Genomic DNA, 13,526 nt, shown 5'->3' with positions numbered 1-13,526 from the left:
GGCCAGCGCTCCACCCGGCTTACGGTCGTCGCCGTTCCGCATCGCCGCGGCGTGGTTGAACATCGCCTGGAACGACAGTTGCGGCGTCGAGACAGCGAAGTAGTCGTCCCAGCGCTGCGGCCCGACTTCGTCGGTGAAGAATCCGACGATTACGTACCGGCCGTAGGTGATGTCGTTGAAAGCATTCCGGTGCTGCTGCGGGAGGTCCGGGATGATTCGCTCGGCGACATCGGCGGGTGCGGTCACGATCGCGCGCTTTGCCCGCAGCCGCACCGGTCGGTCGCCGTCGTGATAGTCGACGACCACGCCGTCACCGTCCTGCCGCACCGAGCGCACCACCGAGTTCAGCCGGATCCGGCCACCGAGATCTTCGGTCAGCACGTCGGTCAACGTCTGATTGCCACCCACCGGCAGCGAGAAGTTCGGGATCTTCTCCGGGTCGGCCAGCGCGAGGCCCACCGACGTGACGAACTGGGTGGCGGCCGTCTCCTCCACCTCGCATCCCATCCACTGCGCCGACCACGACCGCACGACGGCGGCGGCCAACTCCGACCGGACACCCTTCAGCAGGTATGACGCCAGCTTGGTGTCGAGCTTGGCGCGAACCCGTTGCGCGATACGGCTCTGCGACTCCAGGAACGGCATGACCGAGAGGATGCGTGCACCGACGATGGCCATGCCGATACGGTCCATCATGGTCATCCGCGTGCGGAACATGAGCGCGACGGGGTTCGAGGTGTCGACCACCTCGCCGTTCAAGTACAGCGCGACGCTCTTGCCTGCGAGCGAGCCCATCTCGATGCCGTGCCGGTCGAGGGCATCGATCAGCGTGCCGGTGCCCTCGGTGAACTGGGTGCCGACGTTGATCCAGTAGTCGCCCCGACGGACGGTCTCGACTCGTCCGCCCGTGCGATCGGTGGATTCGAGCACCACCACGTCGGTCTCCGGCGCCACCGTGGTGGCCGCCATCAGCCCCGACATTCCGGCGCCGACAACAACTACCTCGGTGGTCTCTTCATACACGTCGTGCGTTGTCATTTTTCGGTTCCTGACTCTCGATCACAAGGAAAGGTCCGGCGGCTCAGGCCGTAGCGGGAGCGCTGCCGCTGACCGCCTGCGCATCGACGCGCTTGTTGTAGGCGTCGAACGCTCGGTAGGCGCGGTAGTACGTGAACATTTGCAGGCCCCACGTGGACAGCGCGAAGATGTAGAAGATCGTGTGCTCCGCGTCGTCGCCCGGGATGTGGACGAAGTCGTAGGTCGCGGCGATGACGAAGCCGCAGGCGGTGGCGACGGCGGCCGAGATGGCGTGCCCGCGCTCGCCGATGCCCCAGAGGCGCTTGACGAAGTAGATCAGGAAGATCGTGGTGAGCACGTTGACGACGATGTAGAAGATCTTGCCGGGCAGACCTATCTCCACGGCGAATTGGCTGAGGAGGAAGCCCACCACGCCCGCGAGGGCGAACGCGCCGATGTCCACCGCCGCGGACGGCTTGTACCGGTGGGTGACCTTCATCAGCCCCAGGACCAGGATCAGCGTGATGCCGACGGACCGGGAGAAGGCGTCCAGGAAGTAGGCGAAGGCGTACATCGGGCTGTCGTGACCTGCCTTGACGAGGCCGTAGATCAGGAAGTTCGAACCCGATGTCGCGACGATGATCCACTCGATGCCGAGCAGGTAGTTCTTGTAGTTCCGGATGAATTTGATGCCGTAGGTGAATCCGACGGCGATCATCCAGATGTCCGCGACCGCGAAGAGCAGTTCTTTGATGGACATGATTTCTCCTTGGAGGGTGGCTTGCGCCGATGGTTAGTTCGTGAGGGCTGCCAGGCGGTCGGAGGCGCGGTCGGCGAGCCAGGCCGCGTGCAGCGCGGGTCCGCTGACGAAGCTGGGCCAGAAATGCTTGCGGCCGTGCCAGATCGCGGCCAGGTCGTCGTGCAGCGGCGCGCCGCCGACCCGGTCCGCGAGGAGATGGCCCACGTACTGTGCCTGGGCGAACCCGTGGCCGTTGCAGGCGAGCGAGTAGAGCACGTTGTCGGAGGCCTCGCCGGCGACCGGGAGCCACGTGGAGCTCATGCCGATCCAGCCGCCCCATGACTGTTGCAGCTTGACGTCGCGCAGGCCCGGGAAGCGGTCGTGGAATCCGCGGACGAGGTCGTCGGTGACGTTCCGTGCGGGGGTGCGGTTCGGCAGTGGGTTCCGCCCGGTCTGTACGCGGCGGGTGCCGAACACGATGGTGCCCCGCGGGGTCACGCGGTAGCTCTCGATGATCATGTGCAGCGTGACCATCGGGGCGCGGCTGGTCCAGCCGATGGCGTCGAGTCGCTCGGGTGCGACGGGTTCGGTCTCGACCAGGGAGGTCCACACCGGGCCAGCGAGATTCTTCGGCGCGATGGACAAGCCGTTGCTGTTGGCGTTGGTGGTCAGCAGCGCCTTGCGAGCCCGAACCCTTCCGTCCGGTGTGTCGACGGTGACACCGTCGCCGGAGTCCGTGACGTCGCGGGCGGGGGTGCGTTCGTAGACACGCACGCCGGACGCGATCGTCGCGGCCCGCAGACCGAGGACGAACTCACCCGGGTTGAGCGTGCCACCGACACCCTCGCGCACTCCGCCGAGGAAGCCGTCCGGAAGGCCTGCTGCGCGGCCCTCGACGAATTCGGCCGCCGATCCGGCCTCGGCCATGACCTTCGCATTGCGGCGCGCGTGCCGCAGCTGCCCCTTGGACACGGCGGCCATCACGATGCCCTCCTGCTGGTAGCCGCAGTCGATCCCGTAGTGGGTGATGGCGTCCTCGGCGAAGTGCACCGCGTTTTCGGCGTACCGGTAGAGGTCGCGCAGCCGCTCGCGCTTCAGCAGAAAACCCAACAGCTCCGGATCGGCGGCGACCGAGTTCGTGATGTATCCGGCGTTGCGGGAGCTGGCGCCCCAGCCGAGGGTCTGCGCCTCGAGGAGCACCACGTCGACGCCCTTCTCGGCGAGGCGGATGGCGGCCGACATGCCGCCCCCGCCGCCGCCGATCACGACGACATCGCAGTCGATGTCACCGGTCAGGGGTTCTTCGACGGTGGCGGGCGGTGCGGCCCAACCGGTGTCGTGAATCAGCTCCATGGCTACTTCTCCGTCTCGTCTGCGGGGATGACCGCGGTGCCGCGAGCCCGCACCGCGACCAGTGGCGATTCGAGGACCTGTGCGCGGCCGGTGTCGTCGGAGCCGCGGCAGATCACTCGGAGCTCGAAATCGACCGTGCGGCTGCGGTTGCCCTTTTTCACCAGCCGGGCCTCGGCCTCGACGACGTCACCGCCGCGGACCGGGGCGAGGAACTCGACCGACGAGTAGCCGGCGAACAGCCCCTCGTGGCCGTCGATCTCGATCGACAGGTTCGTACCGGCGTCGCCGAACAATTTCAGGGCGAACGCACCGTCGACCAGGTTTCCGGCGTAGTGCGCGTCGGAGAAGGCGACATAGCGCCGGTGCACCGTCCTGCTCATGAGATCTCCTGATGGATCGGGCCGAGGTTGCGGGACTGTGTCTCCCCGTCGATCTCGACGCCGGGGTAACCGCGCTTGGCGATCTCGGTGCACATCCGGCGGTACTTGCCCACACCGCCCACATAGCCCATGAAGGTGTTGGGTTTGCCCTCGATGTTGGAGCCGCGGTACCAGGAGTCGGTGGTGGCRTACAGCGTCTGGGCGACGGTCCCCTCGGTGATGTCCACCCAGTCGTTCTGGGCCTCGGGGGTGGCCTCGATCAGCGTGGCGCCGAAGTCGCGGGCGTGCTCGATGAGATCGGCGATCCAGTCGACGGCCTGCTCGATGGTCACCACCACGTTGCTCGCCAACGCGGGGCTCAGGGGACCGGCCACCATGAAGAAGTTGGGGAAGTCCGTGGTCATGAATCCGAGGTAGGTGCGGATGCCGTCGTGCCAGGTCTCCTGCAGCGTTTTGCCGGACGCGCCGGTGAGACCCAGCCCGTACAGCGGGCCGGTGAAGGCGTCGAACCCGATCGCGAGCACCACCGCATCCACCTCGTAGGTGCCCTTCGAGGTGACGATCGCGTTCGCGGTCATGGTCTCGATCGGCTCGTCACGCAGCGACACCAACGACACGTTCGGCCGGTTGTAGGTCTCGTAGTAGTCCGTACCGAAAACGCTGCGCTTGGCGCCGAGAGGGTGATACCTGGGCACCAGCAGCTCGGCGGTGGCCGGATCCTCGACGATCTCACGGATCTTGTCGTGGATGAATTCCGACGCGGTCCGGTTCGCCTCGGCGTCGGTGAGGAGGTCGGCGAACTCGGCGCCGACGCCCTGGAAGCCGCTGCGCTCGTAAGCCTCCTCGTAGCGCCGCCGACGCTCCTCGTCCGAGACGTCGAAGGCGTTGTCGGTGACGGGGCGGTCGGGGATGCCGCCGGGCGAGTGCCGGCATTCCTCACGGATCGCCGGGTAGCCGTCCTTGACGGCGGCGACCTGCTCCGGGGGGAGGTCGGCGTTGCGCGCGGGCATCACATAGTTCGGGGTGCGCTGGAACACCGTGACGTGCTCGGCGACCTCCGCGATCAGCGGGATGGCTTGCACGCCTGACGATCCGGTGCCGATCACAGCGACACGCTTGCCCGCCAGGTCGTCGAGCGCGATGTTCCAGCGGCTGGTGGACACCTGGAGTCCGGTGAAGTTCTCGAGGCCCGGCACGTCGAAGTCCTTGGGGGTGGACAGACCGCCGGCGCCCGAGATCAGGTAGCGGCCGCGGCGCGTCTCGCCGTTGTCCAGCTGCACCTCCCACAGCCGGTCGGCCGCGTTCCACGTCGCGCCGACCACTCGGGTATCGAACGTGAAGTGCTTGCGCAGGTCGAAGCGGTCGGCGACGTGGTTGATGTAGCTGAGGATCTCGGCCTGCGGCGCGAATCGCTGACTCCACGTCCACTCCTGCTGGAGCGCCTCGTCGAACGAGTACGAGTAGTAGATGCTCTCGACGTCGCAGCGCGCGCCCGGATAGGTGTTCCAGAACCAGGTGCCGCCGACGCCGGGTCCGGCCTCGAAGCCCGCGAAGGTCCACCCGGCGGTGGTGAGCCGGTGCGAGAGGTAGAGGCCGGAGAAGCCGGCGCCGACGCCGATGACATCGACGATCCCGGTATCCGAGGTGGAGGGGAAGTTCATGGAATTTGCCGCTTTCGTTAAATTGGTCATTTGACTGGATCAATTGACTTCATTTAGTAGACCAGTGGTCCCGGTCACAGTCAAGGGGTGACGCGAAAGTAGTGCCGATCGCTACAGCGGGAGGTCGGGTGAATCGACGCCGACCACGCGGTCGCCGCAGAACACCCGGACGGACTCGCCGGGGGCGTGACCGCCGATTCCGGCAGTGCCCCAAAAGCTCTGTGCCGAACCGTCTGCGAGATCGGCGATCTTGGCACCGTTCACGCGCACCTCGCCGGACAGCACACGGGATCCGACCTCGACGGCGCGATCCAGGTCGCCGCCGAACACGTAGGCGTCCAGACCCGAAGGGTTGGCGTTGGCAACGCGCAGCGCGTCCTCGTCGGACTCCACGGCGTGCAGACTGACGAGCGGTCCGAACAGCTCGGCCGTCGCCACCGACGCGTCGACTCCCGACGCGACGGTGGGCGAAAGGAAGAACCCGTCGAGCGCGGGCAGCTGCGCAGGTTGATGGATCGTCGCGCCGTGGGCCCGCAGCCCCTCGATGCGGCTCTGCAGGGTGGCGAAATGCGGGGCGTTCGAGATCGGGCCGAGCTGGGAGTTCTCGTCGAGCGAGTGCCCGATCTCGATGCGGGAGATGCGATCGAGCAGCGCGTCCAGGAGCGGCTCGACGAGACTCTTGTGCGCCAACACCTTTCCCGGTCCCTCACACCACTGACCGTTGAGCTTGGTCATCCCGTCCAGGATCCCGTCGGCGGCCACGTCGATGTCGGCGTCGTCCAGCACGAGGGCCGGATTGTTGCCGCCGAGCTCGAGCTGGAGCACCGTGAAGTCCTCCGCGGCGGCACGGGCGATCGCACGACCCGCGTTCGGGCCGCCGGTGAACGAGACGATCTTCACGCGGGGGTCGCCGGTGATCGCCGCGCCCACGTCTCCCCCGCCGTGGACGAGCTGCAGCGCACCGTCGGGCAGCCCGGCCTTGACGAAGCACTCGACGATGATCTGGGCGCTGCTCGGCGCGTGCTCCGACGGTTTGAGGATGACGGGGCAGCCGGCGGCGAGGGCGCTCACCATCTTCGCGGCGGGAATGAAACTGGGGCCGTTCCACGGGGTGAGGATGGCTGCGGGGCCCCACGGGACCTTGTACAGCCGCACGTCGCGGCCGCCGGCCGCCAGCGCGGTGCGCCGCGGGGTGGCCCGCAGATCCGCAGCGGACGAGCGGATCCGGTGCGGGAGGAACTGCGCGACCAGCCGGGCCTTCGCGATCGGGACGCCGCTGGTGAGGGCATCGGTCCGGGCGATGTCCTCGATCCGGGTCTCGACGATGTCGGCTGCACGCTCGATGACCGCGGCGCGTTCCTCGCTCGCCGCGTCATCCCAGCGTTCGAAGCCGTAGGACCGCTCGGCATGGCGCAGCGCGCGCTCCACGTCGTCCGGTCCGGTGGTGACGGCGCGGTGGATGGGTTGCCCCGTGTTGGGGTCGAGATTCCACGCGTCCGGAAGTGCCCGGCACTCGGACCACCGGTCCGCGATGTAGTTGATCGGCTGAGGCAGTTGCGTATTCGACATCTGCGGACTCCTTCTGTGCGCAATTGTGGATGGGGTCGGGGTGATCACGCGGTGAGGTCGGCGACGATGCGGGTCACCTCGCCCGACTTCATCGCCTCGAAGCCCTTGTTGATCTCGTGGAACGGGATCACGTCGCTGACCATCTCGTCGAGCAACAGGTGGCCCTGCAGGTAGAGGCGCGCGAACTGGGTGATGTCCTCGTGCGCTTGGCCCGAGCCCATGTAGGAACCGATGAGGCGCTTCTCACCGAAGAAGAAATCCGACGCCGGAACAGTGAGGTCGGTGCCGTCGGGCGCGATGCCCACCAGGCATGCCGTGCCCGTGCCGCGGAGGACCGCCAGCGCGGTAGCCGCGGTCCGGGCGGAACCGACGGCCTCGAACGAGTAATCCACGCCGTCGCCGAGCACCTTCCGGATCTCGGCCGGGACATCGGCCGCACCGTTCACGACGTGCGTGGCACCGTAGGTCCGCGCCGCCGCGAGCCGGGCATCGTCGAGATCGACGGCGACGATCGCCGAGGCCCCCGCGAGCCGTGCGCCCTGGATGATGGCCGATCCGACACCGCCGCAGCCGATCACGGCCACGGTGGCGCCGGGGCGTACCTGCGCGCCGCGGAACACGGCGCCGACGCCGGTGACGATGCAGCACGACAGCAGGCACCCGACGTGCAGTCCCACCTCGTCGGGAACCTTGACCAGCGAGTTCTCCCGCATCACGGTGTGGCGGGAGAACGCGCCGATGTCGCCGAGCCGTTCGACGACCTGGCCTCCCGGCAGCTGGAAAGCGGGGCGGGGGCGCTGTCGGATCTGCGAGACACGCTGACATTGCGTCGAGTGCCCGACCTGGCAGTTGCGGCACAACCCGCACGAGGGTGTGAGAGCGCCGACGACGCGGTCGCCCGGGCGCAACGAGGTCACCGCGGAGCCGACCGACTCGACGACGCCCGCCACCTCGTGCCCGACAACCACGGGTAGGTCGGCGCCCACGGTGCCGGTCATGTAATGCAGGTCGCTGTGGCACAGGCCCACGTTCGAGACTGCGACGCGGACCTCGTTCGGATCCGGGTCGTCGACCTGGATCTCGGTGAATTCGAGCGGTTCGTTCAGCGCGGTGAGAAGCGCTGCCTCGGTGGTGATCATCATCGTCTCCGATCTCAATTGCTCTGCGCGGGCGCCGGCGGCGCCGCGTTCTTCGATGCCCAGAAGCCCTCGATGCCTTCGGTGAAGGCGCCGGACTCCCACGACTGGCGGGCGGCGTCGTCTTCGCGGGTGAACGCGGCCTCGATGTCTTCGGGGCGCGGCCGCAGCAGACCCAGGTGCAGCGCGGTGGTCCGGGGATCGGAGTTCCATTGCCTGATCACCTCGACCGCGCGGTGCACCAGTACCTCCGGGGCCACGATCTCGTCGAGCAGCCCGATCCGCAGGGCCTCGCCTGCGCCTATCCGGTTCGAGCCCAGAATTATTCGCATCGCGTGGTTGCGTACCAGGCGGCCCATGAGGAAGCTCGAAGCGTTCGAGATGATGATTCCGCGGTGGTTCTCCGGCTGGTAGTACTCGGCGGCGGGAGTGCCGATCCGGGAGTCGCAACACAACGTGATCTCCGAGGCGCCGCCGACCGCGATCCCGTTCACGGCCGCGATCACGGGGACCTTCGTCTCGAGAATCGCGCGGGTGATGTCGTGGAAGGTCGCGAAGGCCTCGCGGATCTCGTCGTAGGTGGTCGGCACCGCCTGCAGGTCCTCACCGGCGGAGAACGCCCGCCCGGTGCCTGTGAGCACGATCCCGCGGACGAGATCACCCGTTCCGAACCGGCGGATGGTCTGCGCGAGCCGCACCCTCGTTGCCACGTCCATCACGTTCAGCTTCGCCGGGCGGTTCAGCGTGAGCACCGCGACGTCGTCGTCGATGTGCACGTCCAGATAACTGTCGGTCATGTCCGGCTCCTCAGTTGCCGTTGCCGGCGGTGCGCGGCGGCTGCAGGTCGTAGGTGATGCCGGGATGCTCGGCGGAGCGCGCCTGCAGGGCCGGCTTCGACACGCGCTCGGACGGGGTGCGCGGGAAATCGGCGACGAACTCGACGTATCGAGGAATCTTGAAGCGCGCCAGCTGAGTTCGTGCGCCGTCGACGATTTGCTCTGCCGTCGCGCGGCTCTCCTCGACGCCGGGGGCCAGCTGAACGAAGGCCTTGACCTCCTCACCGAACAGCTCGTCCGGGACGCCGACCACCGCTGTCGCGACGACGGTGTCGTCGCGCTCGAGGACGCGTTCGACCTCGGCGCTCGCGATGTTCTCCCCGCCGCGGCGGACCATGTCCTTGATCCGGCCCACCAGGCGGTAGCCGTCCGGCTCGCGGACCGCGACATCGCCGGTGTGCAGCCAGCCGTCGCGGAGGACCTCCGCGGTGTCTTCGGGTCGGTTCCAATAGCCGAGCATCATCGGCCTGCCCGACGTGATCAGCTCGCCGGACTCTCCCGCGGCAACTTCCCGGCCCTCCGGATCGACCACCCGGACCTGCTTCGTGGGAACGGGCTGCCCCAGTCGTCCGCTGCCGACGTCGACCGTGCTCTCGGGGAGGCTGACCAGGTCGGCCCCGCTTTCGGTCATCCCGAAGATCTCCCGCCACGGCGTGCCCCAACGCTGTTCGAGCTGCGCGTGCAGCGCGACGGGGATGGCCGAGCACAGCACGAGGCGCAGGTCGTTGTCCCGGTCCTCCGGGCTCGGCGGCTGCTTGAACAGAAGCGTGGGCATCGAGCCGAGCACGTAGCAGAACGTGGCCCGGTGTCGACGGACATCCGCCATGAAACCCGAGGCGGAGAACCGGGGCAGCACCACCAGCGGCGCGCCGACCGTAAGGCACAAAGAGGTGTTCCACTGCGGGTCCATGTACGAGAACGGCTGCGATGTGAGAACCACGTCGCCGGACCCGAGGCCCGCCGCACCCGCACAGATCCACCCCAGCCGGACCCAATAGTCGTGGGTCAACATGCACGCCTTCGGGAATCCGGTGGTCCCCGAGGTGTACTGGAGGTTGGCCAGCGTGTCCGGGGTGATCGCGACATCGGGCCTGTCCGTCGGGTACTGCGCGAGCTCGCCGCGCGACGCGGCTTCGACGATACGGACATCGGCCAGATCGCCGTTCGCGGCGCGCACCTCGTCGACGAGCGGGCTGTGACCGTCGTCGGTGAACATCACCCGGGCGCCGCAGTCTCGGAGCACGAATTCGAGGTCTGCGCGCTGGTATGACGAGTTCACCGGCACCGCGACGCCGCCGGCCTTGAGGATCGAGAGCCAGGCGATCGGCCACTGCACCACGTTGGGCAGCATGATCGCGACCCGGTCGCCGGCGCCAATCCCGTCCTCGGAGACCAGACGCTGCGCCAGGCGTGACGTCCAGTCGTCGATCTCGCCGAAGGTCCAGGATCCTTCCGCGAACCGAAGAAACTCACGGTCGGGAAAGCGGGCGGCCTGGATCGCCAGCAGGCCGACGACGGTGTCGATCGGCGGGTCCACAGCCATGCGATCGAGTGCGATCGCGCGTTCCCGGGGAACTGATTCGACTCCGGTCATGGTCATCCTCTTCACGCTTGTCGGGTGCGATGCGGATGCAGCTCGCGATCTCTGGTCGTAACGGCGCATCCGCGGTGAGCTCGAGGCCCGGGACCTTCCGATCACCGTTGGCGCCGGACTGTGGTCTCGGTCATAGCCTAGAAGAACATGGTCAAATGATCAAGGCATATGACCACGAACCGGTAGGATCACTCACCGAGAGGTGGTCATCTCGCCGATATGGCGGCCTGATTGTCCATTTCGACTAGTAGCCGAAGCTGACCTGATCATCCGTTCAGATCTGTCGACAGGAGAGGGCATGGCTCGCATTCCCGCCGCCGAACGTCGCGCCGAACTGGTGGCGGCGGCCGTGCGCGTGATCGCTGCCGACGGGGTCGACGGCGCCACCACCCGCCGTATCGCGCAGGAGGCGAACGCCCCGCTGGCCACCCTGCACTACTGCTTCGCCACGAAGGAGGTGCTGTTCGCGGCGGTCTTCGAGCACGTCGCCGGACAGTATCGAGAAGTGCTGACGCGCAACGATGTCCATGGCGACGTGGCGATCACCGCGCACGCCCTGTTACGCGGCGTGATGGAGTGGTACCTGGCGAATCCGGACTTCGGCGCGGCGAYCGTCGAGCTGATCAGCTGGGGCCAGCGTCAGGAAGGCCAGCARGCCGAGATGGTGTACAACGAGGCATCCGCGACCMTRCGRRCGAWMCTCGAGTCCGYCGCGACCGCTTCCGGCCGGCCGGTCGACCCGGACACCATCGACGCACTGACGTACATCGTGTCCACATTGTCGGACGGATTCGCGCTCAACTGGCTGGTGTTCACCGACCCCCCAGCGGCGGAACGACAGATCGAACTCATCCTCGGCGTGCTCGACGCCTGGATGGCCGCCCACCTCGGCAACACCTCCGGACCGGCGGCCCGTCCCTCGCAGGCCTCCCCCGCCGAGCTCGTGTCCTGGGTGAGTGTGGAGTGGTAGTGAGCGCCACGGCAGCGGCCGCCCGCACGAATCATCGCGCCAGGTCGGGGACGGCAATCGACCCAGCCACGTTCAGGACGCTGCCGCGCCGACGCGCCGACCGGACCGGGCGCGTGAGACCAGCACGCTCACCACGACCAGCAGGGCGAGGAGTCCCGATAACCAGTAGCCGATGCCGTAGAGGCCCTTGGCAGCGACCTCGAGACCGGTTCCGACCACCGGAACCAGGGAGGCGCTGAGGTCGGCGCTGACCAGTGCCGTGCCGAAGGCGAAACCCACGGCCATGGACGTGCCGGCGATACCGGCCGCCATCCCGGCTTTCTCCTCGGGCACTGCCATCTGCACCATGGTGAACCCCGCTGCGTAGCCGATTCTGATCCCGAGACCCATGACGGCAGCGCCCACCAGGTAGTGCCACTGCTGGTCGTGCGCGACGGCGAGCCAGGCCAGCCCCGATGCACTGATGAGCGCTCCGATGACGAAGACGGTCGCACCACGGCCGTTGAACAAGGCGCGGTCGAGTACGGTTCCGCGGATCAAGAACGCCGCCGCGAAAGGTGCCATGAGCCAGCCGGTCTGCAGGGCGCTGAGCCCGAGTCCGTAGGCGTCCGCGGGACGAAGATCCTCGGGAGTGATCTGAGCGTACGTGCTGAGCAGCAGTAGGAAGGCCGAGTTCACCGCGGCGAACAATGCGATACACAAGCACGACGCGGTGACCAAAGGCGCCTTCATCAGTGCGACGTCGAACACCGCCGAGGTCGAGCGGCGCTCGACGCGCACCCAGGCGATGCCCCCGACGATGCCGGCCATCAACGGAATGAGCGCCGCGATGCCCCACACGAGGCCTTGCGTCAGAGTCAGCAGGATCGCGGCGACCCAAGCGATCATCCACACCGTGCCGAGTACCGCGATGCGGCCGGAACGCTCAGCAGGCGGGGTGTGGGGGATCACGGCATAGCACGCAATGGCCGTCACTGCGCACACTATGGTGAGGATGATGAAAAAGCCTCGCAGCGACAGACTCTCGACGATGAAGCCACCGCCGATCATGCCCACGACGATGCCGACACCGGTGGCGATGACCAGAACCGCGACACCCACCGTGATACCGTCCTCGCCGAGATTGCGGCGCAGGAAACCGAGCGGAAGCAGCTGCGCCGCGCCCCCGAATCCCATGAGAATGCAGCCGACCAGAAGGGTCGAGTACGAGTCGCCGGCAGCCGGAACGAGCGCGCCGATCGCAAGGAATGCGGACGCCGCCACCGCGGCGTTACGGTCGCCGTGCAGATCGGCGAGGCGCGGCAGCAAGATGAAGCCCGCTCCCCCGCCGAGGGTCAGCGCCGTGTAGAGCCACGTCGTCTCGGCCACTGTGGCGAGGCCGTACTGCGCCTGGATGATCGGCAACAGCGGCGGCAGGATGAAGATGACGGCGTTGGTCAGGACGATCAGCAGCGTGYCGACACCGATGAGCACTGCCTTGTTCGGCCCGGGGCGAGCAGTCCCCGCACGGCCGGGTCCGGATTGCTGGTGGATCTCTGTCATGAATTGCTTCCTTCGATGATCACGCCGCCGTCTCGCATGATCATGTCGACCATGGCTTCTGTGGTGGCGTCAGGGGTGAGACACGTGAGTTCGTCGGTCATGACGGGTCTGTTTCTTCGAAACCGGTGTGGTCGCATCGGAGTGCGCCGACCCGCCAATGTGATCCGGCTCATACCGTAAGCCAAGTGAGTCGTCTGATCAAGGCATATGACTATTTGCTTCGCGTTGTTGCCCGCACCTGACGGCGGTTCTCCGGGAAATATGGCAACACGCTTACCTTTCCGACTGGTAGCGTGGAACCGACTTGATCATCCGTTCAGATCTGTTGACAGGAGAGGGCATGGCTCGCATTCCCGCCGCCGAACGTCGCGCCGAACTGGTGGCGGCGGCCGTGCGCGTGATCGCTGCCGACGGGGTCGACGGCGCCACCACCCGCCGTATCGCGCAGGAGGCGAACGCCCCGCTGGCCACCCTGCACTACTGCTTCGCCACGAAGGAGGTGCTGTTCGCGGCGGTCTTCGAGCACGTCGCCGGACAGTATCGAGAGGTGCTGACGCGCAACGATGTCCATGGCGACGTGGCGATCACCGCGCGCGCCCTGTTACGCGGCGTGATGGAGTGGTACCTGGCGAATCCGGACTTCGGCGCGGCGATCGTCGAGCTGATCAGCTGGGGCCAGCGTCAGGAAGGCCAGCAGGCCGAGATGGTGTACAACGAGGCATCCGCGAC

The 13,526-nt window shown here is 67.3% G+C and carries 12 protein-coding genes; 2 read left to right on the top strand and 10 right to left on the bottom strand.

Annotated features, from left to right (window positions below; all coding sequences use genetic code 11):
* From AC1DWT_RS44320 to AC1DWT_RS44280, 9 genes are all read right to left on the bottom strand, one after another.
* The coding region (locus AC1DWT_RS44320; protein WP_477925682.1) for a flavin monoamine oxidase family protein at positions 1-1,038 on the bottom strand (1,038 nt) is incomplete at its 3' end.
* 43 nt (positions 1,039-1,081) lie between these two features.
* Positions 1,082-1,777: a hypothetical protein gene (locus AC1DWT_RS44315; protein WP_005570176.1), complete on the bottom strand. Its 696-nt coding sequence runs from the start codon at positions 1,775-1,777 to the stop codon at positions 1,082-1,084.
* A gap of 33 nt (positions 1,778-1,810) precedes the next feature.
* Entirely contained in the window at positions 1,811-3,109 is a 1,299-nt protein-coding gene (locus tag AC1DWT_RS44310) for an NAD(P)/FAD-dependent oxidoreductase (protein ID WP_477925680.1), read from the bottom strand.
* Between the two features lie 2 nt (positions 3,110-3,111).
* The gene (locus AC1DWT_RS44305; protein WP_005246555.1) at positions 3,112-3,489 is read right to left on the bottom strand and encodes a hotdog fold domain-containing protein; all 378 of its coding nucleotides are present in this window, start codon (positions 3,487-3,489) and stop codon (positions 3,112-3,114) included.
* A complete protein-coding gene (locus tag AC1DWT_RS44300; protein ID WP_477925677.1) occupies positions 3,486-5,150 on the bottom strand; it encodes a flavin-containing monooxygenase in 1,665 nt (554 codons plus the stop codon). Before AC1DWT_RS44300 ends, AC1DWT_RS44305 begins: the two co-directional genes overlap by 4 nt.
* Before the next feature lie 111 nt (positions 5,151-5,261).
* Complete coding sequence (locus AC1DWT_RS44295) at positions 5,262-6,719, bottom strand: aldehyde dehydrogenase family protein (protein ID WP_477925675.1); 1,458 nt, start codon at positions 6,717-6,719, stop codon at positions 5,262-5,264.
* A gap of 44 nt (positions 6,720-6,763) precedes the next feature.
* On the bottom strand, positions 6,764-7,858 hold the full coding sequence (locus AC1DWT_RS44290) for a Zn-dependent alcohol dehydrogenase (RefSeq protein WP_477925673.1): 1,095 nt from the start codon (positions 7,856-7,858) through the stop codon (positions 6,764-6,766).
* A 14-nt stretch (positions 7,859-7,872) separates the two neighbouring features.
* Positions 7,873-8,652, bottom strand: a complete 780-nt coding sequence (locus tag AC1DWT_RS44285; RefSeq protein WP_477925671.1) for an enoyl-CoA hydratase/isomerase family protein — start codon at positions 8,650-8,652, stop codon at positions 7,873-7,875.
* A 10-nt stretch (positions 8,653-8,662) separates the two neighbouring features.
* Positions 8,663-10,291, bottom strand: a complete 1,629-nt coding sequence (locus tag AC1DWT_RS44280; protein WP_477925669.1) for a class I adenylate-forming enzyme family protein — start codon at positions 10,289-10,291, stop codon at positions 8,663-8,665.
* A gap of 292 nt (positions 10,292-10,583) precedes the next feature.
* Between AC1DWT_RS44280 and AC1DWT_RS44275 the strand changes: the two genes are divergently transcribed.
* The gene (locus tag AC1DWT_RS44275; RefSeq protein ID WP_477925667.1) at positions 10,584-11,255 is read left to right on the top strand and encodes a TetR/AcrR family transcriptional regulator; all 672 of its coding nucleotides are present in this window, start codon (positions 10,584-10,586) and stop codon (positions 11,253-11,255) included.
* Between the two features lie 72 nt (positions 11,256-11,327).
* On the opposite strand, the gene AC1DWT_RS44270 is transcribed toward AC1DWT_RS44275, so the two are convergent.
* Entirely contained in the window at positions 11,328-12,797 is a 1,470-nt protein-coding gene (locus tag AC1DWT_RS44270) for an MFS transporter (RefSeq protein ID WP_477925665.1), read from the bottom strand.
* A gap of 340 nt (positions 12,798-13,137) precedes the next feature.
* On the opposite strand from AC1DWT_RS44270, the gene AC1DWT_RS44265 reads away from it, so the two are divergent.
* Positions 13,138-13,526, top strand: a 389-nt coding sequence (locus AC1DWT_RS44265) for a TetR family transcriptional regulator (protein ID WP_477925663.1), incomplete at its 3' end; no start/stop codon positions are given.

It is taken from the genome of Rhodococcus sp. P4_B6, from assembly GCF_056402215.1.
This window is presented reverse-complemented; position numbering and strand designations above follow the sequence as displayed.

Excerpts from the sequence above, each read along its gene's own strand:
- AC1DWT_RS44315 (WP_005570176.1), bottom strand. The coding sequence starts at position 1,777 with ATGTCCATCAAAGAACTGCTCTTCGCGGTCGCGGACATCTGGATGATC.
- AC1DWT_RS44310 (WP_477925680.1), bottom strand. The coding sequence starts at position 3,109 with ATGGAGCTGATTCACGACACCGGTTGGGCCGCACCGCCCGCCACCGTC.
- AC1DWT_RS44305 (WP_005246555.1), bottom strand. The coding sequence starts at position 3,489 with ATGAGCAGGACGGTGCACCGGCGCTATGTCGCCTTCTCCGACGCGCAC.
- AC1DWT_RS44295 (WP_477925675.1), bottom strand. The coding sequence starts at position 6,719 with ATGTCGAATACGCAACTGCCTCAGCCGATCAACTACATCGCGGACCGG.
- AC1DWT_RS44290 (WP_477925673.1), bottom strand. The coding sequence starts at position 7,858 with ATGATCACCACCGAGGCAGCGCTTCTCACCGCGCTGAACGAACCGCTC.
- AC1DWT_RS44285 (WP_477925671.1), bottom strand. The coding sequence starts at position 8,652 with ATGACCGACAGTTATCTGGACGTGCACATCGACGACGACGTCGCGGTG.
- AC1DWT_RS44280 (WP_477925669.1), bottom strand. The coding sequence starts at position 10,291 with ATGACCATGACCGGAGTCGAATCAGTTCCCCGGGAACGCGCGATCGCA.